The sequence below is a fragment of the Azospirillum sp. Marseille-Q6669 genome, from assembly GCF_965111635.1.
This window is the reverse complement of record NZ_CBCOOP010000003.1, coordinates 334,658-358,849: the sequence shown is the minus strand read 5'-3', so window position 1 is coordinate 358,849 and position 24,192 is coordinate 334,658. Positions and strand designations below refer to the sequence as shown.

Annotated in this window: 24 protein-coding genes; 21 read left to right on the top strand and 3 right to left on the bottom strand. The window is 67.3% G+C overall.

The annotated features are described in order from the left end of the window. Nucleotides 1-67 precede the first annotated feature (67 nt). From nifE to ACWPXE_RS19010, 9 genes are all read left to right on the top strand, one after another. Nucleotides 68-1,471: a nitrogenase iron-molybdenum cofactor biosynthesis protein NifE gene (gene nifE / locus ACWPXE_RS19050; protein WP_454019030.1), complete on the top strand. Its 1,404-nt coding sequence runs from the start codon at nt 68-70 to the stop codon at nt 1,469-1,471. 5 nt (nt 1,472-1,476) lie between these two features. Next, nucleotides 1,477-2,883 carry a nitrogenase iron-molybdenum cofactor biosynthesis protein NifN gene (nifN, locus tag ACWPXE_RS19045; protein WP_454019029.1) on the top strand — a complete coding sequence of 469 codons (1,407 nt, stop codon included), beginning with the start codon at nt 1,477-1,479 and terminating at the stop codon, nt 2,881-2,883. A 47-nt stretch (nt 2,884-2,930) separates the two neighbouring features. Then, on the top strand, nt 2,931-3,332 hold the full coding sequence (gene nifX, locus ACWPXE_RS19040) for a nitrogen fixation protein NifX (RefSeq protein ID WP_454019028.1): 402 nt from the start codon (nt 2,931-2,933) through the stop codon (nt 3,330-3,332). Between the two features lie 4 nt (nt 3,333-3,336). After that, nucleotides 3,337-3,801 carry a NifX-associated nitrogen fixation protein gene (locus ACWPXE_RS19035; RefSeq protein ID WP_114860858.1) on the top strand — a complete coding sequence of 155 codons (465 nt, stop codon included), beginning with the start codon at nt 3,337-3,339 and terminating at the stop codon, nt 3,799-3,801. Between the two features lie 10 nt (nt 3,802-3,811). Beyond that, nucleotides 3,812-4,018, top strand: a complete 207-nt coding sequence (locus ACWPXE_RS19030; protein WP_454019027.1) for a CCE_0567 family metalloprotein — start codon at nt 3,812-3,814, stop codon at nt 4,016-4,018. A 242-nt stretch (nt 4,019-4,260) separates the two neighbouring features. Next, the gene (gene fdxB / locus ACWPXE_RS19025) at nt 4,261-4,554 is read left to right on the top strand and encodes a ferredoxin III, nif-specific (RefSeq protein WP_200484395.1); all 294 of its coding nucleotides are present in this window, start codon (nt 4,261-4,263) and stop codon (nt 4,552-4,554) included. Between the two features lie 58 nt (nt 4,555-4,612). After that, complete coding sequence (locus tag ACWPXE_RS19020) at nt 4,613-5,203, top strand: nitrogen fixation protein NifQ (RefSeq protein WP_454019026.1); 591 nt, start codon at nt 4,613-4,615, stop codon at nt 5,201-5,203. A gap of 404 nt (nt 5,204-5,607) precedes the next feature. Further along, nucleotides 5,608-6,300 (top strand): calcium-binding protein, encoded by a 693-nt coding sequence (locus ACWPXE_RS19015; protein WP_454019025.1) that lies wholly within the window; start codon nt 5,608-5,610, stop codon nt 6,298-6,300. Between the two features lie 178 nt (nt 6,301-6,478). Continuing rightward, a complete protein-coding gene (locus ACWPXE_RS19010; RefSeq protein ID WP_454019024.1) occupies nt 6,479-7,480 on the top strand; it encodes a hypothetical protein in 1,002 nt (333 codons plus the stop codon). Nucleotides 7,481-7,501: 21 nt separating this feature from the next. Here the strand turns inward: ACWPXE_RS19010 and ACWPXE_RS19005 are convergent, their stop codons facing one another. After that, a complete protein-coding gene (locus ACWPXE_RS19005; RefSeq protein ID WP_454019023.1) occupies nt 7,502-8,002 on the bottom strand; it encodes a hypothetical protein in 501 nt (166 codons plus the stop codon). Between the two features lie 280 nt (nt 8,003-8,282). Here ACWPXE_RS19005 and ACWPXE_RS19000 point away from each other — a divergent pair, with 280 nt between their 5' ends. From ACWPXE_RS19000 to ACWPXE_RS18945, 12 genes are all read left to right on the top strand, one after another. Next, nucleotides 8,283-8,663: a HesB/IscA family protein gene (locus ACWPXE_RS19000; RefSeq protein ID WP_014239772.1), complete on the top strand. Its 381-nt coding sequence runs from the start codon at nt 8,283-8,285 to the stop codon at nt 8,661-8,663. 48 nt (nt 8,664-8,711) lie between these two features. Beyond that, complete coding sequence (nifU, locus tag ACWPXE_RS18995) at nt 8,712-9,635, top strand: Fe-S cluster assembly protein NifU (protein ID WP_454019022.1); 924 nt, start codon at nt 8,712-8,714, stop codon at nt 9,633-9,635. A 3-nt stretch (nt 9,636-9,638) separates the two neighbouring features. Next, on the top strand, nt 9,639-10,844 hold the full coding sequence (gene nifS, locus ACWPXE_RS18990; RefSeq protein WP_454019021.1) for a cysteine desulfurase NifS: 1,206 nt from the start codon (nt 9,639-9,641) through the stop codon (nt 10,842-10,844). Nucleotides 10,845-11,096: 252 nt separating this feature from the next. After that, complete coding sequence (gene nifV / locus ACWPXE_RS18985; RefSeq protein ID WP_454019020.1) at nt 11,097-12,242, top strand: homocitrate synthase; 1,146 nt, start codon at nt 11,097-11,099, stop codon at nt 12,240-12,242. Between the two features lie 16 nt (nt 12,243-12,258). Beyond that, nucleotides 12,259-13,131, top strand: a complete 873-nt coding sequence (cysE, locus tag ACWPXE_RS18980) for a serine O-acetyltransferase (protein ID WP_454019019.1) — start codon at nt 12,259-12,261, stop codon at nt 13,129-13,131. 17 nt (nt 13,132-13,148) lie between these two features. Further along, entirely contained in the window at nt 13,149-13,472 is a 324-nt protein-coding gene (nifW, locus tag ACWPXE_RS18975) for a nitrogenase-stabilizing/protective protein NifW (protein ID WP_454019018.1), read from the top strand. 346 nt (nt 13,473-13,818) lie between these two features. Then, nucleotides 13,819-14,670 (top strand): electron transfer flavoprotein subunit beta/FixA family protein, encoded by an 852-nt coding sequence (locus ACWPXE_RS18970; RefSeq protein ID WP_454019017.1) that lies wholly within the window; start codon nt 13,819-13,821, stop codon nt 14,668-14,670. Between the two features lie 53 nt (nt 14,671-14,723). Beyond that, complete coding sequence (locus ACWPXE_RS18965; protein ID WP_454019016.1) at nt 14,724-15,803, top strand: electron transfer flavoprotein subunit alpha/FixB family protein; 1,080 nt, start codon at nt 14,724-14,726, stop codon at nt 15,801-15,803. A 30-nt stretch (nt 15,804-15,833) separates the two neighbouring features. Beyond that, entirely contained in the window at nt 15,834-17,135 is a 1,302-nt protein-coding gene (locus ACWPXE_RS18960) for an FAD-dependent oxidoreductase (RefSeq protein WP_376996329.1), read from the top strand. Next, a complete protein-coding gene (locus ACWPXE_RS18955; RefSeq protein ID WP_094305907.1) occupies nt 17,132-17,425 on the top strand; it encodes a ferredoxin family protein in 294 nt (97 codons plus the stop codon). The genes ACWPXE_RS18960 and ACWPXE_RS18955 overlap by 4 nt, the downstream gene beginning before the upstream one ends. Nucleotides 17,426-17,635: 210 nt before the next feature. Further along, entirely contained in the window at nt 17,636-17,935 is a 300-nt protein-coding gene (locus tag ACWPXE_RS18950; protein WP_014239762.1) for a hypothetical protein, read from the top strand. 231 nt (nt 17,936-18,166) lie between these two features. After that, the gene (locus ACWPXE_RS18945; RefSeq protein ID WP_454019015.1) at nt 18,167-20,158 is read left to right on the top strand and encodes a methyl-accepting chemotaxis protein; all 1,992 of its coding nucleotides are present in this window, start codon (nt 18,167-18,169) and stop codon (nt 20,156-20,158) included. A 27-nt stretch (nt 20,159-20,185) separates the two neighbouring features. Here ACWPXE_RS18945 and ACWPXE_RS18940 read toward each other — a convergent pair whose 3' ends face one another. Then, nucleotides 20,186-23,167 (bottom strand): DUF3369 domain-containing protein, encoded by a 2,982-nt coding sequence (locus ACWPXE_RS18940; RefSeq protein WP_454019014.1) that lies wholly within the window; start codon nt 23,165-23,167, stop codon nt 20,186-20,188. A 145-nt stretch (nt 23,168-23,312) separates the two neighbouring features. Next, nucleotides 23,313-24,035: a Crp/Fnr family transcriptional regulator gene (locus ACWPXE_RS18935; protein WP_454019013.1), complete on the bottom strand. Its 723-nt coding sequence runs from the start codon at nt 24,033-24,035 to the stop codon at nt 23,313-23,315. Nucleotides 24,036-24,192: the final 157 nt, after the last annotated feature.

Below are 24,192 nucleotides of genomic sequence, written 5' to 3'. Positions count from 1 at the left end.
GTCTGGCACACCTCCTGCATATGACTGATCCACAGGCGCCGATGTCGGCCAATGGCGGGAGAAGGTCATGCTCCAGGAAAAGCTCCAGGACGTCTTCAACGAGCCGGGTTGCTCCACCAACCAAGCCAAGTCGGAGAAGGAGCGGAAGAAGGGTTGCTCCAAGGCTCTGAAGCCGGGGGCCGCCGCCGGGGGCTGCGCCTATGACGGCGCGATGATCGCGCTCCAGCCGATCGCCGACGCCGCCCACCTCGTGCACGGGCCAATCGCCTGCCTCGGCAATTCCTGGGACAACCGCGGCACCAAATCGTCGGGCTCGCAGCTCTACCGCACCGGCTTCACCACGGACATGTCGGAACTCGACATCATCCACGGCGGCGAGAAGAAGCTCTACAAGGCGATCAAGGAGATCGTGCAGCAGTACGATCCGCCGGCGGTGTTCGTCTACCAGACCTGCGTCCCCGCCATGATCGGCGACGACATCGAGGCGGTCTGCAAATTCGCCGCGAAGAAGCTGGGCAAGCCGGTGATCCCGGTGATGGCGCCGGGCTTCGTCGGGTCGAAGAACCTGGGCAACAAGCTGGCCGGCGAGACGCTGCTCGACCACGTCATCGGCACGGTGGAGCCGGAGGTGACGACCCCGACCGACATCTGCATCGTCGGCGAATACAATCTGGCCGGCGAGCTGTGGCTGGTGAAGCCGCTGCTCGACGAGATCGGCATCCGCATCCTGTCCTGCATCTCCGGCGACGGGCGCTACAACGAGGTGGCGCAGGCCCACCGGGCGCGGCTGACCATGGTGGTCTGCTCCCAGGCTCTGGTGAATGTCGGGCGCAAGATGCAGGAGCGCTGGGGCATCCCCTATTTCGAAGGCTCCTTCTATGGCGTGTCGGACATGTCGGACACGCTGCGCACCATGGCCCGCATGCTGGTGGAGCGCGGTGCCGACAAGGCCATCATCGACCGCACCGAAGGCGTCATCGCCCGCGAGGAAAGCCGCGTCTGGCGGCGCCTGGAGCCTTACCGGCCGCGCTTCGACGGCAAGCGCGTCCTGCTGTTCACCGGCGGCGTGAAGAGCTGGTCGATGGTCACCGCTCTGGAAGGCGCCGGGCTGACCATCGTCGGCACCTCCACCAAGAAGTCCACCAAGGAGGACAAGGAGCGCATCAAGAAGATGAAGGGCGAGGAGTTCCACCAGTGGGACGACCTGAAACCCCGCGACATCTACAAGATGCTGCGCGACAGCGAGGCCGACATCATGATGTCCGGCGGCCGGTCGCAATTCATCGCGCTGAAGGCCAAGGTTCCGTGGCTCGACTTGAACCAGGAGCGCCACACCCCCTACGCGGGCTATGACGGCATCGTCAACCTGTGTGAGGAAATCGACAAGACCCTGTCCAACCCGATCTGGCGGCAGGTGCGTCTGGCCGCTCCCTGGGATGCCAAATCGGATGCCAAGCCGGTGGGAGCGTAACCGCCATGGGCACCATCCAGCGCTTCCCCCACTCCGCCAAGGCGGCCTCCACCAACCCGCTGAAGATGAGCCAGCCGCTGGGTGCGGCGCTCGCCTTCCTCGGCGTGGACCGCTGCATGCCGCTGTTCCACGGCAGCCAGGGCTGCACCGCCTTCGGGCTGGTCCTGCTGGTCCGCCATTTCCGCGAGGCCATTCCGCTTCAGACCACGGCGATGGATCAGGTCTCCACCATCCTTGGCGGCTACGAGAATCTGGAGCAGGCCGTCCGCACCATCCACGAGCGCAACGCGCCCGCCCTGATCGGCGTCGCCACCACCGGCGTGACCGAGACCAAGGGCGAGGACATGGCTGGCCAGTATTCGCTGTTCCGCCAGCGCAACCCAGCCCTGGCCGGCCTGAAGCTGGTCTTCGCCAACACCCCGGACTTCTCCGGCGGCTTCGAGGACGGCTTCTCCGCCGCGGTGACCGGCATCGTCGAGGAGGTGGTCCAGCCGTCGGAAACGACCGTGAAGGGCCAGATCAACGTGCTGGCCGGCTGCCACCTGTCGCCGGGCGACGTGGAGGAGCTGCGCGACATCATCGAGAGCTTCGGCCTGTCGCCGATCTTCCTGCCCGACCTGTCGCTGTCCATGTCGGGCCGCCAGCCGGACGACTTCACGGCGACCTCGCTGGGCGGCGTGACGGTGGAGCAGATCGCGTCCATGGGCGCGTCGGAACTCACGCTGGTGGTGGGCGAGCACATGCGCGTCGCCGCCGCCGCACTGGAGCTGAAGACCGACGTGCGCAGCGTCTTCTTCGACCGGCTGACCGGGCTGGAGGCGTCGGACCGCCTCGTCCGCACCCTGTCGGAGCTGTCGGGCCGTCCGGTGCCGGCGAAGCTGCGGCGCCAGCGCGAGACGCTGGTCGACGCAATGCTGGACGGGCATTTCTTCTACAGCCGCAAGCGGATCGCCGTGGCGCTGGAGCCGGACCTGCTCTACGCCGTCACCAGCTTCCTGGCGGACATGGGGGCGGAGGTGATCGCCGCCGTCTCGCCCACCCAGACCGCCGTGCTGGAGAAGCTGAAGGCCGCGACCGTAATGGTTGGCGACCATTCCGACGTGGAGACCCTGGCCCGCGACGCCGACCTGATCGTGTCGAACTCCCACGGGCGGCAGGGGGCCGCGCGCATCGGCGTGCCGCTGCACCGCATGGGGCTTCCCATGTTCGACCGGCTGGGCGCCGGGCTGAAGGTCCATGTCGGCTACCGCGGCACGCGCGAGCTTCTGTTCGAGATCGGCAACCTGTTCCTGTCCCGCGAGATGGACCACGACGGGCACGGCCACGGCCATGCCCAGGGTCATCGTCATGGGGACGGGCATGAACACGGCCAGCACTGCGGGAGCGGATCATGCGGATGCAGCGCCGGCTGAGTGTGGTGGGCCAGGCCGAGGAGGGCCGGCCCCGCAAAGGAGGTTCCATGAAGGTCGCTTTCTGCACCCAGGACATGCAGCACGTCGATGCGCATTTCGGGTGGGCCAAGAACATCGTGATCTATGAGGTGGACAAGGCCGGCTACACGATGGTCGAGACCTGCCAATTCGGCGGCTCGATGTTCGAGGACGGCAACGAGGACAAGCTGATCCCGAAGCTCGACGCGCTGGCCGACTGCGCCATCGTCTACCTGTCGGCCATCGGCGCCTCCGCTGCCGCCCGCGTGGTGGCGAAGAAGATCCACCCCGTGAAGGTGGAGGCTACGGACACCATAACCGCCCTGCTCGACCGTCTGGTCGAAACCATCAACGGCAACCCGCCGCCCTGGCTGCGCAAGGCCCTGAACGCCGGCCAGCCGCAGGAGCTGGCCTTCGACGAGGAGGATTGAGAGCATGACCGACACCACCGTGGCCGCCGGGAGCGATCTCGCCGAGGCCTTTCTGAAGACCCTGGTCATGCTGTTCCGCGCCGAAGACAGCTACGGCGCCTGGGAAGGCAAGAGCGACGAGACGATCCTCGCCCCCTTCATCCTCGACAAGGAGGCCCGCGCCGCCATCCCGATCATGGGCGATCCGGACCCCGACACGCTGTGGCGGCTGGAGCTGTTCTACAAGGCCGTCGGCATCACGGTCGAGAAGCAGACCGGCCACATCGCCTCCCCCATCATGAAGATGAGCCACGAGGGCTTCGGCCGCATGGTGCTGACCACGGGCCGGCTGGTCGTGGTGTCCAAGCACCTGCGCGACGTCCACCGCTTCGGCTTCCCGTCGCTGGAGAAGCTGGCCGCCGACGGCGCCAAGATCGTCGAGGAGGCCGTGGCGCTGATCCGCAAATATCCCGACGTCGCCGATCTGTGAGGATTCCGCCATGTCCGACATCGACGCCCTGAAGGACGAGGTCAAGAAGCTGAACGCCCGCGCGACCCAGAAGAAGATGGACCTGCACGACCTGTCGGAGGAGCTGCCGCAAAACTGGCAATCCATCCTCCAGGTCGCCCAGGAAACCTACGACGCCTACAAGACCCTGACCGAGAAGCGGGCCGAGTTGAAGGCGCTGGAGAAGGCGTCCGTCTGAGCGGCCTGACCGGTAAGCCGTGCCCCACCCTACCCCTCCCCCGCTCTCGGCGGACCGAAGGTCCGCCTGTCGCGTCAGCGCAAACCTATGGTTTGCGCGAGAGCTGCGCAGGGGAGGGAACTGCCGCCGCTTCGCAGAAGGCACCCTCCCCCGCCCAGCGGGGGAGGGCCGGGGTGGGAGCAACACCCACGCCCACATCCCCACCAAACACCCCCACACCAAGCCCGATTGAGGAGCAGACGATGGCTGAGTTCGTGACCGGCACCACCCGTGGCGGCGCCGCCTGGACGCCGAAATTCGTGGAAAAGATCGACCAGAAGATGTGCATCGGCTGCGGCCGCTGCTTCAAGGTCTGCGGCCGCGACGTGCTGGAGCTGATCGGCATCACCGAGGACGGCGACATCGTCGACGCCTTCGACGACGAGGCCGAGAAGAAGGTCATGAGCGTCAAGAACGCCGGCAACTGCATCGGCTGCGAGAGCTGCGGCAAGGTCTGCTCCAAGAACTGCATCACCCATTTGCCCCAGGCGGCCTGACGGCCGCCGAACTGGTCTGAGACGGCCTGACGGCCGCCCGCCCCCGGAGGAGGACGCCATGGGCATCCTGCACGCCGCCCCGCCGGGGGTGGGCGACATCACGCGGCTGTACCGTTGGCTGACCGACCGCCAGGGACGCTGCAACGTCTTCGACGCGCATCTGTTCGCTTGCATCCTGTCCCGCCGCTGGCCGGCGGGTCCGGGCGCGTTGGGATTGGACGACCGGGCGCTCGGCCAGCTTCTCGACCGCTACTTTCCTGGCGCCTTCGCGTCCGGCCTGCCGGTTTCCGACAGTTCCCCCACCCCCCTGCCGCCGCTTCTCCAGAGCGAAGCGGACGACATCGCCGCCCTCCTGCTCGCTCACCGCTCGTTGGGCATCGAGGAGGAGGAATGGCTCGCCGCCATCGTCGCGCGGGCCATGCTCGACGAGGGCGAGCTGTGGCGGGACCTCGGGCTGGCCGGTCCGAGCCACCTCGCGGCGCTGATGGAGCGCCATTTCGACTCGCTGGCCCGGCTCAACGCCACCGGCACCCGCTGGAAGGCCTTCCTCTATCGCTTCCTCTGTGCGCGGGACGGGCTGATTCCCTGCAACGCCCCGGTCTGCCGCGATTGCGGTGCGGAGGCCGTGTGCTTCGGGGCAGCGGATTGATCCGATCACCATAATCCCGTTGTGCCGGATCGACACGCCAAGTCAGGATCGCGCCCACCGTTTCACTCCTGAATCTGGCCTAGTCCGCATACGCACGGACTGGAGCAAACCCACGCCTGTGCGCCTTTCCAATGGTCCATGCGGCAAAATCATTCTTTCTAGCCGACCAACGGCTATCGGCATCCGCCCCATGACGTGCGCTATCCATCGCTCTGCCGGCACCGCGTCGGCTTCGACGCAATCAGAAGACGAAAAATAAGCCGATGCGGGCGCAGCATCTCCGTTGTGACTTACGATAGATTGATTTAGCATCACACTCATTCATCCTTCAGTGGCATACCGACGTATGATTGGGTGCCCCAGGCAAGCTGTTCCAAAAATAATCAGGAACGAGGTGATAAGCTATGCCCTACTCCATACCGCTCTCTGAATACTCAGATGCTTTCCAGGTCCACACCTCCGGCCCCTATGTCGGCGATTGGCACCTCAATGGCCTAGGCGGCAACGATACGCTGATCGGTTGGTATGGTAACGACACCTTCGAGGGAGGCTCGGGCGACGACTATCTGGTCGGCGGCGTGGGGCTCGATGATTTGTACGGCGACAGCGGAAACGACACGCTCTACGGTGAAGAGGACGCCGACTATCTGGATGGGGGCAGCGGAAGTGATCTGCTCTATGGTGGAGCCGGAAACGACACGCTGTACGGCGGCGGCGCTCTGCCCGGTGCGCCCAACGCCGACTTTTTGTATGGTGGTTCTGGCAATGATCAGTACTACCATAACTTCTCTGCCGGCGGGATTACGGTCATCAACGATCTGTCGGGCAACGAGTTTAACAACACAGACACCCTTCGCCTTCTAAATGCTACAGGCGCGCTCTCGTTGCGCTGGGGGAGCGACCGCTCAACTCTGTTCATCTATCAGGCTGGCGAATTCGACGATGGTACCTTTGACAACGGGGTGGTGATCACTGGAATGCTCACCAACCTCGGGGCAAGGAGCGTTGGAACAATCGAAAACATGTATGTGAACGGCTCCCACGCGTCCAACTGGCTGACCACCGTGGAGAACGGCTGGCAATCGACGATCTGGTGAGCGCGCGACCTCAATGCCTCACAGGCGCAGTACCGGCGCAAAACGTCGATGCCGTGCCTGTGAGGGCTTTCGGCGGGGACGAATGGGACACCCGCCCAACAGGCGGATGACAGGCCGGGAGTATTTGTCACGCCTCGCCACATGATAAGGTTGAACAACTCGACATGGAGACCATGACATGTCTGTGTCCAGCATCACGCCCGCCCCATCGCCCCTGACCAGCCCGCTGGCCATGCCCAGTCCGTCTCCCCCCGTCAAATCGCTTGGAACGGGCGGCACGATGTCGGTGGAGGACAGCGTATCGCTCAGCGAACTCGGCAGGTCGTTGCGTGGCGACTCCCTCGTCGCGTTCGAAGCCCTGTCGGACAAACAACGCGCCCAACTGGTCGGCTTGGTCGACAGCGGAAAAATCACCGGGGAGGAGGTTCACGACGCGCTGAAGCAACGTCTCAAGCAAGCGCGCAGCAGCGCCGTGGCCGCAACCGATCGTATGTTCGAGATCGATCACGCCGACCTGCTGCGCAACGAGGCCACCAGCGCCGACGACCTGCGCAGCGCGCTCGGCAGCACGCTCGCAAAACGGTCCTCCCTGATGGACAAGTTGGCCTCGGCCATGAGCGAAGGCGACCGGGCCGCCACCTCCGATGCCCTGGCCGCGCGCACCCAGGGACCTCTGCCATTCGCAGACCGGCTCAACATGAACCGCTTGATCATGCCGGGCTTTTTTGGGACGGATTTCACCGACTCCCGTCTGAACTATACCAAAAAGGAAGGCGATGCCGCTTACAAGCTGAAGTCGCTGGGCGTCAGTCTCGACGGCATAGACGGTGCGTTGCGCGGCATCGGGGAGAAGGACGCCGCCGCCATCCTGTCGGAGCGCGCCGGCCTGCCCTCCTCCCGAACCGTGGAGAAAGATTCTGAATTCTCGCTCGAGGACGCGGCCATCAAGCCCCTTATCGCCGGTCCATCCGGCGGCGAGTCGCTCCCTGATCGACGCGCTTGGCTGCGCGCCCTCGACCCGATCCTGTCATCCGCAAAGCCCGGTGCCGTGTACAGGTTCGACGTTCCCAAAGATCACGGCATAAACCGCAGCAATCCAGCCCAAATCACCGAGGCGGCGGGATCGGCGCAATCCGCCGTCAGCGTCGATTACGTGCGGGGCCTAATTCCCCATTATTGATTGCCCTATTCCCCCTGACGCTTAGGCCGCCCCGTCCAGCCCTTTCACCAGCGCGGCGATGACGCCATAGCCCACCTGATCCTGCGGGTCGATCTCCGCCAGCTTGGCGAGGATCGCCCTCGTCTCCTCCACCCGCCCGCTGCGCAGGCTGATGAAGGCCAGCGCCTTCAGGGTGAAGAGGGTGAAGCGCGGCGGCCCTTCCTTCGTCCAATCCGCGCTGTCCGCGCGCAGACTCCGCCAATCGCCGGGATAGCCGCCCTCGCGCGCCGCCGCGTCCAGCCCGATCGTCGCCACTCGCTCCGCGTCCGCGAAGCGCTTGCGGTTGAAGTAGAATTTGTAGAGCGCGTAGAAGACCGGCAGGACGCGCGGCCCCATCCGGTGCGCCTCCCACAGCAGGGCCTCGCAGGCCACGGCGTCGGGGCGGGCCTTCACCGCCTCCTGCAGCTTCTCGTCGATGTGCTCCGGCACCTCGCCGAAGGCCATGCGCCCGTTGGACATCCGCAGTTCGACCGGCCGCTCCATCACCCGTTCCCTTCCGTTGTTTTCCGACACTGTGCGCCTGACCGACAATTCTGTATGAGCCGCAAGCGGACTTCGCAAAAGCCCATAAACAAATTGTGCGTCCTTTCGTCGCAGGATGTCATAAACCCGACAGGGGTCCGACCTGACAATTGTCGGGAAGGCATCAGCCCGCCGGCCTGACAATCATTCAAAATCAATATCTTAGTAGTTGGCACGCCGCTTGCTGTTCTATGACCAGGATCGGTCGGCATGCCCGACGGAGCATTTGGAGGCGGCAGACATGGTGACCCTGACGGATGCGGCGGTGAACACCCTGGAGCGCGTGCTGGCGAAGTCCGGCGGTGCTGCGGCCGGGCTGCGCATCGCGGTGGCGGACGGCGGCTGCGCCGGCATGAAGTACCAGATGGGGCTGGAGGCCACGGCAGGCGACGAAGACGCCGTGCTGACCTTCGGCCCGGTGACGATCTTCGTCGATCCGACCAGCCAGCCCTTCCTGACCGGCGTGGTGGTCGATTTCGTCGAAGGGGTCGAGGGCGCGGGCTTCAAGTTCGACAACCCGAACGCGACGGGCAGCTGTGGCTGCGGCAAGTCCTTCTCGGCGGGACCGGGGGGCAGCTGCTCCTCCGCGCCAGCGGCCGGCGGCTGCGGCACCGCCCACTAACCCCGAACACACTCCCCCCACCCGGTAACGCGGGAAAGGCAAGGCGTCATGTGGAACTACACCGACAAGGTCAAGGAACACTTCTTCAACCCGAAGAACGCCGGCGCGCTGGATGAGGCGAACGCCGTGGGCGAGGTCGGGTCGATCACCTGCGGCGACGCCCTGAAGCTGATGATGAAGGTCAACCCCGACAGCCAGGTCATCGAGGACGCGAAGTTCCAGACCTTCGGCTGCGGCTCGGCCATCGCGTCCTCGTCGGCGCTGACGGAGATGATCATCGGCAAGACGGTGGACGAGGCGCTGGCCGTCACCAACCGTGATATCGCCGAGTATCTGGGCGGCCTGCCGCCGGAGAAGATGCACTGTTCGGTCATGGGCGCCGAGGCGCTCCGCGCCGCCATCGCCAACTTCAAGGGCGAGGAATGGGTCGACGACCATGAGGAAGGCGAGCTGGTCTGCAAGTGCTTCGGCATCGACGCGGCGATGATCGAGCGCGCGGTGACCGTCAACAGCCTGACCACGCTGGAGGAGGTCACCCACTACACCAAGGCCGGCGGCTCCTGCCAGACCTGCCACGAGAAGATCGAGGAGGTTCTGGAGGCCGTGCTCGCCAAGACCGGCGCGCTGGCCCCGCCCAAGGCCCACGCCCCCGGCACGGTCGGCCTGGACGCCATCAAGCCGCTGGCCCCGAAGGCCGAGGCCCCGGCGGCTCCGGCGAAGCTGACCAACGTGCAGCGCATGCAGAAGATCATGTTCGCCATCGAGGAGTTGCGCCCGCAGATCCAGCGCGACGGCGGCGACGTGGAGCTGGTGGACATCGACGGCAAGGACATCTACGTCCGCCTGACCGGCGCCTGCTCCGGCTGTTCACAGTCCGCCGGCACCATGATGGGCGTGCAGGCCAAGCTGGTCGAGGCGCTGGGCGAATTCGTCCGCGTCAAGCCGGCCTCCCTCCTACCGGCGGGGGCCTGAGCCATGACCGCACAGGGCATTTACCTGGACAACAACGCCACCACCCGCGTCGATCCGGAAGTGCTGGCGGAGATGCTGCCGCTGTTCACCGAGCAGTTCGGCAACCCCTCCTCAATGCACGGCTTCGGCGCCGCGGTGGGCGGCAAGATCGAATGGGCGCGCAAGCAGGTGCAGGCGCTCCTCGGCGCCGCCCATGACAGCGAGATCGTCTTCACCTCCGGCGGCACGGAGAGCGACAACACCGCCATCCTGTCGGTGCTGGAGGCTTATCCGAAGAAGAAGAGCATCGTTACCAGCGTGGTCGAGCATCCCGCCGTGCTGGCGCTGTGCGACTATCTGGAGAAGAAGCGCGGCTACACGGTCCACCGCATCGGCGTGGACAACCGGGGCAACCTGGACCTCGACGCCTACAAGGCGGCGCTGGGGCCGGACGTCGCCATCGTCTCGATCATGTGGGCGAACAACGAGACCGGGACGATCTTCCCGATCGAGGAGCTGGCCCAGCTCGCCAAGGCAGCGGGGGCGGTGTTCCACACCGACGCTGTGCAGGCGGTCGGCAAGATCCCGATGACGCTCGCCAACAGCGCGGTGGACATGCTGTCGCTGTCCGGCCACAAGCTGCACGCGCCCAAAGGCATCGGCGCGCTCTACGTCAAGCGCGGCCTGCGCTTCCGCCCGATGCTGCGCGGCGGCCACCAGGAGCGCTCGCGCCGCGCCGGCACCGAGAACGCGCCGGGCATCGTCGGGCTGGGGGCGGCGGCACAGCTGGCCCTGCTGCACATGACCGACGAGAACACGCGGGTGAAGGCGCTGCGCGACAAGCTGGAGCAGGCCATCCTGGCCGCCGTCCCGAACTGCTTCGTCACCGGCAACCCGGCCAACCGCCTGCCCAACACCTGCAACGTCGCCTTCGAGTACATCGAGGGCGAGGCGATCCTGCTGCTGCTGAACGAGGCCGGCATCGCCGCCTCGTCGGGGTCGGCCTGCACCTCCGGGTCGCTGGAGCCGAGCCATGTGATGCGGGCCATGGGCGTGCCCTACACCGCCGCCCACGGCGCCACCCGCTTCTCCCTGTCGCGCGAGACGACGGAGGATGAGATCGAGCGGGTGATCGCGGTGGTCCCCGGCATCATCGCGAAGCTGCGCTCGCTGTCGCCCTACTGGTCGCAGGCGGGCGCCCCGAAGGAGTTCGCACCGGTTTACTCGTAACACCGAGATCGCAGGCCGGGCCGGACCCGCGCCCCGGCAACCCGCCCGACGACACCCGCCGGGACGCGGTTCCCCGGCCCGGTCTGCGACACAACACCCTGGCCCCGTTGCCCCCACCCTCCCCACTGCGTGGGTCCCCTCCCCTCCCCGCTTCGCAGGGGGGGCCTTGATCCCCTCCCTGCGAAGCGGGGGGAGGGTTAGGGAGGGGGCAAGACCCACCGCTGATTACGCTCAGATTGAGGATGTGACCGAATGCCGATGGCCGGTTCCACCATCATCAACGACACGACGCTGCGCGACGGGGAGCAGACGGCGGGGGTCGCCTTCACGCTCGACGAGAAGATCGCCATCGCCCGCGCGCTCGACGAGGCCGGCGTGCCGGAACTGGAGATCGGTATCCCCGCCATGGGGCCGGAGGAGCGCGAGGGCATCCGCGCCGTGGCCGCGCTGGGACTGAAGGCCCGGCTGATGGTCTGGTGCCGCATGCACGACACCGACCTGAAGGCGGCGCTGGACTGCAAGGTCGGCTTCGTCAACCTGTCGATGCCCGTCTCCGACATACACATCACCAAAAAGCTGAAGCGCAGCCGCGCCTGGGCCTTGGCGGAGATCGAACGCAAGGTCAAGACGGCCCGCGACCACGGGCTGGAGGTCAGCCTGGGCGGTGAGGACTCCTCACGCGCCGACATGGATTTCCTGATCGCCGCGGCCACCGTGGCGCAGGAGGCCGGCGCCCGCCGCTTCCGCTTCGCCGACACGCTGGGCGTGCTCGATCCCTTCCAGACGCGCGCCTGCATCGAGCGGCTGCGCCGGGCCACCGACCTGGAGATTGAGATCCATTCCCACGACGACCTCGGCCTCGCCAACGCCAACTCGTTGGCCGCCGTGCTGGGCGGGGCGACCCACGTCAACACCACCGTCAACGGGCTGGGCGAGCGCGCCGGCAACGCCCCGCTGGAGGAGGTGGTGGTGTCGCTGAAGGTGCTCTACGGGCAGGACTGCGGGGTGGACACCCGCGCGCTGGGGGCGATTTCCGACCTCGTGGAGCGCGCCTCCAACCGGCCGGTGGCGGTCAACAAGTCGATTGTCGGCGACGCCGTCTTCACGCACGAGGCCGGCATCCACGTCGACGGGCTGCTGCGCGACCGAGCGACCTACCAGAATTTCGACCCCGCCGAGGTGGGGCGCGAGCACCGCATCGTGCTGGGCAAGCATTCAGGCACGGCCGGGGTGAAGATGGCCTACGGCCAGCTCGGCATCACCTGCGACGACGCCATCGCCCAGGCGGTGCTGCCGCGGGTCCGGGCGCTCGCCACCCGCGCCAAGCGCGCCCCGACGGCGGAGGAACTGCGCGCCTTCCACGACGACGCCACCCGCTGGAACTGCGTCTCCTCGTGATCCGGAGGACCACACCATGGCCGCGATTGACGCCCACCCGGACCTCGCCATGAATGAGACCAGCCTCTGGCGGCTGCTGCGCGAGGATGTCGCCTGCGTCTTCGACCGCGACCCGGCGGCGCGCAACGTCTTCGACGTGCTGACCTGCTACCCCGGCATCCATGCGCTGGTGGTCCATCGGCTGTCCAACGCCGCGTGGCGGCGGGGTCTGCGCTGGCCGGCGCGCTTCCTGTCCTATCTGGCCCGCGCCCTGACCAACATCGACATCCACCCCGGCGCCACCATTGGCCGCCGCTTCTTCATCGACCACGGGGCCGGAGTCGTCATCGGCGAAACGGCGGAGGTCGGCGACGACGTGACGCTCTACCACGGGGTGACGCTGGGCGGCACCTCCTGGACCAAGGGCAAGCGGCACCCGACGCTGGGCGACGGCGTGCTGGTCGGGTCCGGCGCCAAGATCCTGGGGCCGATCACCGTCGGCGCCCAGTGCCGCGTCGGCGCCAACTCCGTGGTGACCAAGGACGTGCCGGAGGGCATGACAGTGGTCGGCATCCCCGGCCGTGTCGTCCGACCGGACACCCAGCGCCGGCTGGCCGCCCACGGCATCGACCTCGACCACCACCTGATGCCCGACCCGGTCGGCAAGGCCATCGCCTGCCTGATCGACCACATCAACCGCATCGAGGCCCGGCTGGAGGCCCACGCGGCGGAGGAGGCCACGCGCCCCGCTCCCCCACTGAGCAGCATCCGGCTGGACGATCTGCCACTCGACGGCATCGTCTGCCGGAGCTGCGGCAACCTGTGTGACCAGGACGCCTGCGGCAACCGCGAAACTCCCGACCCCCACTCTCCCGACTTCGGCGCGCGCGCCGATCACTACGTCATCTGAACGGAAAGGACCCCGCCATGAGCTTCAAGGACGATCTGGAGGATCTGGAGACCGCGGAGGACTTCCTGCGCTTCCTCGGCGTCACCTACGAACAGCGCGTGGTGAACGTGAACCGCCTGCACATCCTGCAGCGCTTCCACGACTATCTGTCCTCCGACACCGGCATGGAAGGGCTCGACGACGAGGGCATGGCCGCCCGCTACAGCGCCCATCTGGAGCGCGCCTATCAGGACTTCGTGGCGTCCAACGCCATCGCCGAGAAGACCTTCAAGGTCCATCAGGAGGAGGCGCGCAAAATGGCCGACCGCTTCGTCCCGCTGGACGCCCTGCTGCCGACCTGATCCGTTTCGTCCTTCGTTTCCAAGACGGCCTGCGGACCCGCCCCCGGCGAGCGCCCGCGGGCCGTTGTGCTTTCCGGACATCCTCCGCGCTCTGTGCGGCCGTTGTCGGGTTTGTCCGGTAGGCGACAGAGGTCGAACCGGGTTGTGGCGTCGGTCCGGCGGTGACGGAAGCCCGCTGTTGAGAAGCCGACACGTCCGTTCTTTGTCGTTTTTGCGACAATCTCTCAACAGTCATAAAGCTATTTAAATTCAATGTTTTACCGCTCTTCGCAAATCTGGCACGCCGCTTGCTGGTAGGGCCATAGCCACGCCGCGCGACAGGCGGCGGAATGTCAAGGAGACCGGGATGCACATCGTTGTCTGTATCAAACAGGTGCCCGACAGCGCCCAGATCCGCATCCACCCCGTGACGAACACGATCATGCGTCAGGGCGTCCCGGCCATCATCAACCCCTTCGACCTCTTCTCGCTGGAGGAGGCGCTGCGGATCAAGGACAAGGTCGGCGCCCGCGTCACCGTCCTGACCATGGGGCCGCCGATGGCCGAAACCTCGCTGCGCAAGGCGCTGTCGCTGGGCGCCGACGACGCGGTGCTGCTGACCGACCGCAAGTTCGCGGGATCGGACACGCTGGCGACCTCCTACGCCCTGACCTCGGCGATCCGGAAGCTGTCGGAGGAGGAGACGGTCGACCTGGTCTTCTGCGGCAAGCAGACGGTCGACGGCGACACCGCGCAGGTCGGTCCGGGCATCGCGACGCGGCTGGGCTTCCAGCAGCTCACCTACATCACGAAGATCGAATCGATCGACCAGGCCGCCAGGGAGATCGTCGTGCACCGCCGCTCCGAAGGCGGCGTGCAGGTGCTGAAGACCGCCCTGCCCTGCATGATCACGATGCTGGAAGGCACGAACACCATCCGCTTCGGCAAGATGGACGACATGTTCCGCGCCGCCCGCTACGGCCTGAAGACCTGGAACAAGGACACCACCGGCGCCGAAGAGACGAAGGTCGGGCTGAAGGGCTCGCCCACCGTCGTGTCGAAGGTCTTCGTGCCGAAGCCGCGCGCCCAGAAGGCGACGATGGTCGAGGCCGAGACCCCCACAGCGGAGGCCCAGGCCGCCGCCGCCGTGGAAGCCATCTTCGGCGCCCAGCCGAAACTCGCCGACGAGCTGCTCGCCCGCGCCGCCGCCGGCCTGTGACGCGCTGGCCTTGACGCGCCGTTCCTGACGAATCCTCCGCCGGAGACATCCCGATGAGCGAACCAAGCAAGCCGCAGGGACGCAAGTTCCAACTGCCCGAGCACCTGAAGGAATACAAGGGCATCTGGGTGATCGTGGAGCAGGAGCGCGGCTCCGTCCATTCCGTGTCGTGGGAGCTGGTGGGCGAGGCCCGCAAGCTCGCCGACAAGCTGGGGGTCGAGGTGGGGGCCGTGGTTCTGGGCGCCGACAGCCCGGAGCTGAACGCCATCTGCGGCGACGCCTTCACCTACGGCGCCGACGTCGTCTACAAGGTGACCGACCCGGTCCTGGCCGACTACCGCACCGATCCCTACACGCGGGTGATGACCGACGTGGTCAACACCTACAAGCCGGAGATCGTGCTGCTGGGCGCCACCACGCTGGGCCGCGACCTCGCCGGCGCCATCGCCACCACGCTCGCCACCGGCCTGACCGCCGACTGCACCGAGCTGGACATCTATATGGACAACCGGTCGCTGGCGGCCACCCGCCCGACCTTCGGCGGCACCCTGCTCTGCACCATCCAGACGCTGGCCTACCGGCCGCAGATGGCCACGGTGCGTCCGCGCGTGATGTCGATGCCCGACCGCGACGACAGCCGCACCGGCCGCGTGGTCGAGGTGTTCCCGAACCTGCGTGAGACCGACGTCATCACCAAGGTGCTGAGCTTCATCGCCGACCGCGAGCAGAACGAGGCGCAGCTCGCCTTCGCCGACATCATCGTCGCGGCGGGCAAGGGGCTGGGCAAGCCGGAGAACCTGAGGCTGGTCTTCGACCTCGCCAAGGTTCTGGGCGGCGAGGTCGGGGTGACCCGTCCGCTGGTCCAGGCCGGCTGGACCGGCTTCGACCGTCAGGTCGGGCAGACCGGCAAGACGGTGCGCCCGAAGCTCTACATCGCCGCCGGCATCTCCGGCGCCATCCAGCACCGGGTCGGCATGGAGAAGTCCGACCTGATCCTGGCCATCAACACCGACCCCAACGCGCCGATCTTCGACTTCGCCCATCTCGGGCTGGTCGGCGACGCGCTGACCATCCTGCCGGCCCTGACCGACGCTTTCGGCAAGCGCCTGTCGGTCAACCGGCTGGCCGGCTAAGCAACCGGACGAACAGGAGCCACAAGGACCATGGTCGAAAAGTTCGACGCCATCGTCATCGGTGCCGGCCCGTCCGGCAACGCGGCGGCCTACACGCTGGCCAAGCAGGGCCTCAACGTTCTTCAGCTCGAGCGCGGGGAGTATCCCGGCGCCAAGAACGTCCAGGGCGGCATCATGTACGCCGCCGAACTGGAAAAGATCATCCCGGACTTCCGCGAGGATTGCCCGACCGAGCGCCACATCATCGAACAGCGCATCTGGCTGCTCGGCGACGACAACTACATCGGCACCAACTACCGGTCGGAGGCTTTCAACAGCGACAAGCCGAACCGCTACACGATCATCCGCGCCAACATCGACAAGTGGTTCTCCGAGAAGATCCGCGAGGCCGGCGGCCTGCAGATCTGCGAGACCACGGTGACGGAGCTGATCCGCGACGCCTCGGGCAAGGTGATCGGCGTGCGCACCGACCGCGAGGGCGGCGAGATCCACGCCGACGTGGTCATCATGGCCGACGGCGTGAACGCCCTGCTGGCCCGCCGCACCGGCTTCCAGCAGGAGCTGGCGCCGCAGAACGTCGCGCTGGCCGTCAAGGAGATCCTGTTCATCGACCCCGAGCTGATCCAGCAGCGCTTCGGCCTGAAGGACGAAGAGGGCGTGGTCATCGAGATCATGGGCAAGGTGACCAAGGGCATGGTCGGCACGGCGTTCCTCTACACCAACAAGGAATCGCTGACGATCGGCATCGGCTGCCTGATCTCCGACTTCAAGGAGGGCGCCATCCCGCCCTACAAGATGCTGGAGGACCTGAAGAACCACCCTGTCATCAAGCCGCTGATCGAAGGGGCGGAGATGAAGGAATACGCCGCCCACATGATCCCCGAGGGCGGCTACAAGGCGGTTCCGCAGCTCTACGGCGACGGCTGGATGGTGGTCGGCGACGCCGCCCACTTCAACAACGCCGCGCACCGCGAAGGCTCCAACCTCGCCATGGCGTCGGGCCGCATGGCGGCGGAGACGGTGATCGAACTGAAGCAGGCCGGCAAGCCCTTCAACGCCGCCAACCTCGCCGCCTACAAGAAGAAGCTGGACGACAGCTTCATCATGAAGGACCTGAAGAAGTACCGGAACCTGCCGGGCATCATGCACGAGAACAAGCAGTTCTTCGGCGCCTATCCCGACACGCTGACCGCCGCCGCCCACAGCTGGTTCACCGTGGACAGTGTGGACAAGAAGACGAAGGAGAAGGAGATCATGAAGTCCTTCGTCAAGAAGCGCTCGATCATGGGTCTGGTCGGCGACGCAATCAAGCTGGTGAGGGCCGTACGATGAGCATCGTGGTCAAGATCGAAGAGAAGCTGTACCAGAACCGCTACATCGTCGACGAGAGCCGGCCGCACATCCAGATCCGCAACGACGCGGTCTGCAAGTCCTGCGAGTCCCAGGCCTGCACCGTCTGCTGCCCGGCGGCCTGCTACACGAAGAACGAGACCGGCAGCGTGACGCTGGCCACCGACGGCTGCCTGGAATGCGGCACCTGCCGTGTGGTCTGCCAGGACAAGGAAAATATTCAGTGGGACTACCCGCGGGGCGGCTACGGCATCAGTTATAAGTTTGGTTGAGGAACGCACCGGCGGTCCTACGGCCTTCGCCGCTGGTCCGCCGGTCGTCTCCCTCTCCTATCCGCCATGACTGAAACCCCTTCCCGCTCCGCGGGGAGGGGTTTTCTTCGTTGCTCCCATCCGAATTTTCAGCCCGCCCAGCGGGTGCAGAAGGGACGAAGACTGCACATATCCGTTGTATCGAGACCCGCGGAACGAGGGAGACGGAACATGCAACTTCGTGTCTGCTTCGAGAACATGAAGTCGGTCAACGTCAACGACGCGTCCATGATGCGGCATTATGCCGAAAGCTATCTCGCCGACTTCCGGCCAGAATGGGCAGGCTTCATCATGCTGCCGCACAACGAGACCCAGCGCGCCACGATGGAGCCGGCTTGGCAGATGCTGATCCGCAACGCCACGCCGGACATGGAACGCCGTCTACTGGAGTATGTCCGGGGCAATCCGATGGCCGCCTACCATGTGCACATCTACCGCCGCGATCATGGGAACGAGGTCAAGGTCCATTGACGCCCGAGGGGTTGGACACGGGGCACCGCCCGTAATCACCCACCGGCTGTTCGGACAGGGCCCGGATCGCCCGGCCCGCTGTGCAGAGCAGAAGCAAGGAATCGCCGTTCGCGCCCATCCCGCGGACGGCGATTTTTTCGTTCCGTCCACGCCTGTCGCCTCCGAAACCCGCACCGTCGCACGACGATGGGAAAAAAGCGGGTGCCTGTCGAAATCCGCGGGAAGTTTGCAATGCGCCTCTCCATCAAAATCCTTCTTCTTGTGGTCCTGAATCTTCTCGGCCTTCTGCTCGCCGTCAGCGACGTCGTCGGGCTGCGCGCTCTCAACATGGCGAACGCCGACCTGCGGTCGGTGCATGACGAGCGCGTGCTGCCGCTGCGCAACCTGAAGATCATCTCGGACGCCTACGCCGTCTTCATCGTCGACGCCTCGCACAAGGCCCGCAACGGCAACTTCACCTGGGACGAAAGCTTGGCGTCGACCCGCAAGGCGAAGGAGGACATCCGGTCGCACTGGTCCGCCTATCTGGCCAACCCGCTCAACGCCGAGGAACAGGCCCTCGTCGATCAGATCAAGCCGGATATGGCCAAGGCCGACATCCTGATCGAGCGGCTGATCGGCATCCTGTCGGACAAGGACGGCCGGGCGCTGGATGGCTTTGTCCGGAAGGAGCTGTACCAGACCATCGACCCCGTCACCGACCGCATCGGCCTGCTGATCGACCTCCAGGTGCGCGTCGCCGGCGAGAATTATGAGGCGGCCCAGAAGACCTACGACATGGCCAGCATGACCGCCTGGACGCTGCTGGCCGTCGGCATCGCCATGGTGCTGCTGGGCGTGATGGTGGTGGTCCGCCGCGTCGTCGGCCCGGTCGGGCGCCTGACCGCCGCGATGCGGCGTATCGCCGATGGGGACTACGCCGAACCGGTGCCGGGAAGCGGCGGGCACGACGAGATCGGCGCGATGGCCCGCGCGGTGGAGGTGTTCAAGGCCAACGGGCTGGAGAACCAGCGCATGCGCCAGGAGCAGGAACGGCAGCGCGAGCAGGCCGAGATCGCCAAGCGCGACGCGCTGGAGAACATGGCCCAGACGGTGGAGCGCGAAACCCGCAACGCCGTGGACCGGGTGGCCGAGCGCACCGGGCAGATGGAAGGCAACGCCGCGGCCATGGCCCGGTCGGCGGACGCCGTCGGGGCGAACAGCCAGTCCGTGGCCGCCGCCGCGGAGCAGGCCCTGCGCAACGCCCAGACCGTCGCCGCCGCCTCGGAGGAACTGGCCGCTTCGATCCGCGAGATCGGCACCCAGGTGGCGCAGGCCAGCAGCATCACCCGAATCGCCGTGGAGAAGGGCGATCTGGCGCGCGGCACCATCCAGTCGCTGTCCAACGCCGTGCAGAAGATCGGTGACGTCGCCCAGCTCATTCAGACGATCGCCAGCCAAACCAACCTTCTGGCGCTGAACGCCACCATCGAAGCGGCACGGGCCGGGGAAGCCGGCAAGGGCTTCGCCGTGGTGGCCAGCGAGGTGAAGAATCTGGCGAACCAGACCGCGCAGGCGACCGAGGACATCGCCACCCAGATCGGCGAGATCCAGGCCGCGACCGGCGGGGCCGTGGCCGCCGTCTCCACCATCACCGACAGCATCACCGAGGTCGATCAGGTGGCCGCCGCCATCGCCGCCGCGATGGAGGAACAGGCTGCCGCGACCCAGGAGATCAGCCGGAACGTCAACCAGACCGCCGACGCCGCGCGCGAGGTCTCCCGCCGCATCGCCGAGGTCTCCAGCGAGGCGCAGGCCACCGGCGACCGCGCGTCCGACGTGCGCACCGTCGCCGACGACGTCTCGGGGAGCATCGACGAGCTGCGCGGCATCCTGGTCCGTGTCGTCCGCACCTCGATGAGCGAGGTGGACCGTCGCCGCGAGGCCCGCTACGCGGTGGAACTGCCCGCCCGCGCCGACACCCCCGCCGGCAATCGGATCTGCCGCCTGCACAACCTGTCCTCCAGCGGTGCTGCGCTGCAGGTGTGGGACGGCGCCACGAACGGCGCGCGGGGCACGCTGCACATCGACGGCTTCGGCATGCCCCTGCCCTTCACCGTCGTGACGGTCGAGACCCAGAGCTGCCACGTCCGTTTCGAGCTGCCGGACGAGGCGAAGGCCGGCTTCGAACAGCGGTTCAACGCGCTGGTCCGTGACCGCGCCCTGCGGCCGATGGCCGCCTGATCGACTGATGGGGATGGCGCCGGCTCGCTAAGCCGGCGCCATCCCATGAATGTAGGCGGCGGCACGGCCAAGTTCATGGTCGGCGCGGGCGACCAGCCCGCCGATGCCGTCCAGCCTCCGGTCCACGCAGGCCAGCTCGATGGCGTCGCTCGCCGCGGCGAGATCGCGCGCGCCCACCGTGCGGGAGGACCCCGCCAGCTTGTGGGCGGCCTGACGCACGCCGTCCCAATCCTCCGCCGCGTGGGCGGCGACCAGACGGTCGCGGCTGGCGCTGTTGGAGATGATGAACTCCTGCAGCAACTGCCCGACGAACTCCATGTCCCCATCGAACAGCGTCGCCAGCACGCCCACGTCGATGGGCGGCGCGTCGGGGCGGTAGTCCGGCGTCGCGACGGATGCCGAGGGAACCGGCGCCGGTTCGGACGCGGGCATGGACGGCAAGTGGCGGTCCAGCAAGCGGCGAAGCTGGCCGATCTCCACCGGCTTCGACACGGCGTCGTCCATCCCCGCGGACAGGCAGCGCTGGGCCTCGCCGGCCATGGCGTTGGCGGTGACCGCGATGATGGGCAGGCGCGGGCGCCCTTTCGCCGCCTCCTCGGAACGGATCAGGCGGGTCAGCTCGAAGCCGTCCATCTCCGGCATCTGGCAGTCGGTCAGCAGAAGCGCGTAATCGCCGGCGCGCCACAGGGCCAGCGCCTGGACGCCGTCCTCCGCCATATCCGCCGTATGGCCGAGCAGGGCGAGCTGCCGCTGGATGACCTGTCGGTTGGTCGGATGGTCCTCGGCCACCAGGATGCGCGGCGGGGTCGCCGTTCCATCTGCCGCCTGGGACGCTCCGGCCGGGCCGGGATGCCCCACCTCGGCCTCGACCGCCGGCCCGCGGCCCGCGGCGGCCAGCACGGCGCGCACCAGATGGCCGCGGCGCACCGGGCGGGCCAGACCGACCGCGTCGATCAGGGAGCCACGCCCGCCCAGCAGCACCCGCCCGCGCGCCAGCCCAAGCGCTGCGGTGTCCAGCGCCTGCAAATCCGCTTCCGAAGTGGTGAGCACGACGTCGCAGGGCGTGCCGGGCGGCAGGGCCCGCATCCCCGCCACCGCGTTCGGCGCGTCCAGCAGCACGGCACCGTCGGTGTTCAGGTAGCGGGCGAGGAACCGCCGTTCTTCCGCATCGGAGGCCAGGAGCAGCACCGACAGCCCGGCCAGCGGCGGAGCCGCGACGCCCGCGGCGTCGCCGTCCGCGGCAAGATCGGCGGTGAAGGTGAACCAGAAGGTGGAACCGCGGCCGGGCTCGCTCGTCATTCCGACTTCGCCGCCCATCAGCTCGGCGAGACGACGACAGATCGACAGACCCAGCCCGGTGCCGCCGAAGCGCCGGGTGGTCGAGGCTTCCGCCTGGGTGAAGGGGCGGAACAGCTGGGCCTGCGCTTCCGTGGCGATGCCGATGCCGGTGTCGGTCACGGTGATCCGGATGGTCGCCCGCCCGTCCTCGAACCGCGCCAGCTCGGCGCGGATGCGGACCGAGCCGGAGGGGGTGAACTTCACGGCATTGCCGGCGATGTTGAACAGCACCTGCCGGATGCGCACCGAATCGCCCATGACCAGCGGCGGCAGGTCGGGATCGACGTAGGTGACCAACGTCAGGTCCTTCTGCCGCGCCGCCGGGGCCAGCGTCTCGGCCACTCCCTCCACCACCGACGACAGCGACACCGGGGCGCGCTCCAGATCCAGCCGCCCAGCCTCGATCTTCGAGAAGTCCAGGATGTCGTTGATGATGGTCAGCAGCGCTCCCGCAGAATCGCGCACCACGGCAACCAGCTCCTGCTGCTCGGGCGTCAGCGGCGTGTATTCCAGCAGCTCCAGCATGCCCTGGACGCCGTTCATCGGGGTGCGGATCTCGTGGCTCATCGTCGCCAGGAACAGCGACTTGGCCTGATTGGCCGCCTCCGCCTCCGCCCTTGCCGCCTCCGCCGCCTCGGTCGCGGCCACCAGCTCGCTGGTGCGGTCGGCCACCTGGTTTTCCAAGTTGCGGTTCAGCGCCGTCAGCTCCTCGTACAGATGCACGTTGTCGAAGCCAACCGCGACCTTGGAGCAGAAGACCTCCAGCAGCCGCCGCTCGTCCTCCGTCAGGGGGCGCCGGTGGCTGATGTGGAACACGGTGTCGTGGTGCCGCGAGGTGGAGCGGAAGACCAGCAGGCTGCGCTCCCGCTCATACCGGTTCCGCCCGTCGGCCAGCGCCTGCGTCACCGCCTCCGCCGCCTCCGCCGGAAGGGCGGCGCGCACCGGCTTGCCCTCCGCCGCCGCATGGATGCCGCCGGCCCCCAGGACCAGCGGGTCGCGCGCGGCACCACCGGTTTCCTCCTCCGTCCAGCGGCTGCACAGGGCGATCCCGTCGCAGGGCGGGCAGATCTCGGCGATCTTCGCCACCGCGCCGCGGACGAACTCCGCCATGGTCCGCTTGTCGAGCAGGGCGGAGGAGGCGTCCAGGATGCGCTCCAGCCCCTGGCGGTGGTCCTCGATGGCGGTGATGTCCTGATAGCCGCGCAGGGCGGCGACGACCGAGGTGAACAGCTTCTGCGCCGTCAGCTCCGTCTTCGATTTGTAGTCGTTGATGTCGTAGTTGAGGATGACGTCGCGTTCCGGCGCCTGCCCCGGCTGGCCGGTGCGCAGGATGATGCGCACCCGCCGGTTGTTCAGCTCGCTGCGGATCATGCGCACCAGCCGCAGACCGGCGTCGTCCGATTCCATTACCACGTCCAGAAGCACCACGGCGATGGCCGGGTTCTGCTCCAGCAGGCTGCGCGCCTCCGCCGCGGTTCCGGCGGACAGGAACTGCGCCGGACGGCCTTCGAAGGTGAAGCCGCGCAGGACCATCTTGGTGGTCGCGTGGATCGCGGGATCGTCGTCGACGATCAGGATGATCCATGGATCGACGGGCTCCGGCGCCGTTTCCCTCGCCGTGTCGGCCTCGATACCCGGCTCGTCGTCGGCGAAAAGAAACTCGTCGCTCATCGAACTCCCTCCGCACCGCCGGCAGTGTCCGGTCGCGGGAGGATATCACAGGGCCGCCGCGCGTGAACATGCTCCTGCGGCCTGCCACAACCCTTCATCGGCAAGGCACCGAGACCGATGACAACCCCAAACTGCGCCCCGCCCATCAGCCGCCGTGGTCGCCACCCGCGGCATCGGCGTTGCAGAAGCGGCGCAACGCGTCCAGGTCGGCGACGGACACCGTCCCGCCCTGTGTCTCCACCCCAACGCCGCGCAGCTTCGCCAGCGCGCGGGAGAAGGTTTCCGGCTGCATGCCGAGGCGCCGAGCGATCAGCGCCTTGTCGAAGGGCAGCGCGAAGCTGGTGGCGCCGCCCCCCTCCGGACAGAAGCGCAGCAGGAAGCTGCCGACCCGCTGCGCCGTCGGCTGCACCTGCAACTGCTCGATCTGCTGAACGAGATGGCGCAGCCGCACCGACAGCGACCCCAGCATGGCGAAGGCGATCTGGTCGTCCTCGCGCAGGCAGCGGGCGAAGCCCTCCGCCGTCAGGGTCATGACGCGCGAGTCGGCCACCGCCTCCGCGCAGACCGGGAACTTGCCGCTGGCGAACATGGCGGCCTCGGCGAAGGTCTCGCCGGGGGCGACGATGGTCACCACCGCCTCCGCCCCGTCGCGGGTCAGGCGGTAAAGCTTCACCCAGCCGTCGAGCAGCGCGAAGAAGCGGTCGGCGTCCTCGTCCTGAACGAACAGGGTGGTGCCGCGCGGCACCGTGCGCACCTGCGCGGTGCTGACGAGAAGTTCCAGAGAGCGGTCGGGCAGGCGCCCGAACAGCGCGTTGGACCGCAGCGTTGCGGCATCCTGGGGCCGGAAGCCCGGCGGATCGTTCCTCATGCCTTCCCTCACCTCTTCACCCTCCCCCACAGTCTCGGCCGGGATGCCCAGCGGACGGGCCATTCCGTCGCACCGGCGATGGACGTTCCGCGCCGTCGGCACGCCCCCCACACCGCCGTGTCCCGGGACCCGCGGGTCCATGCCGCCCTGGCACTGT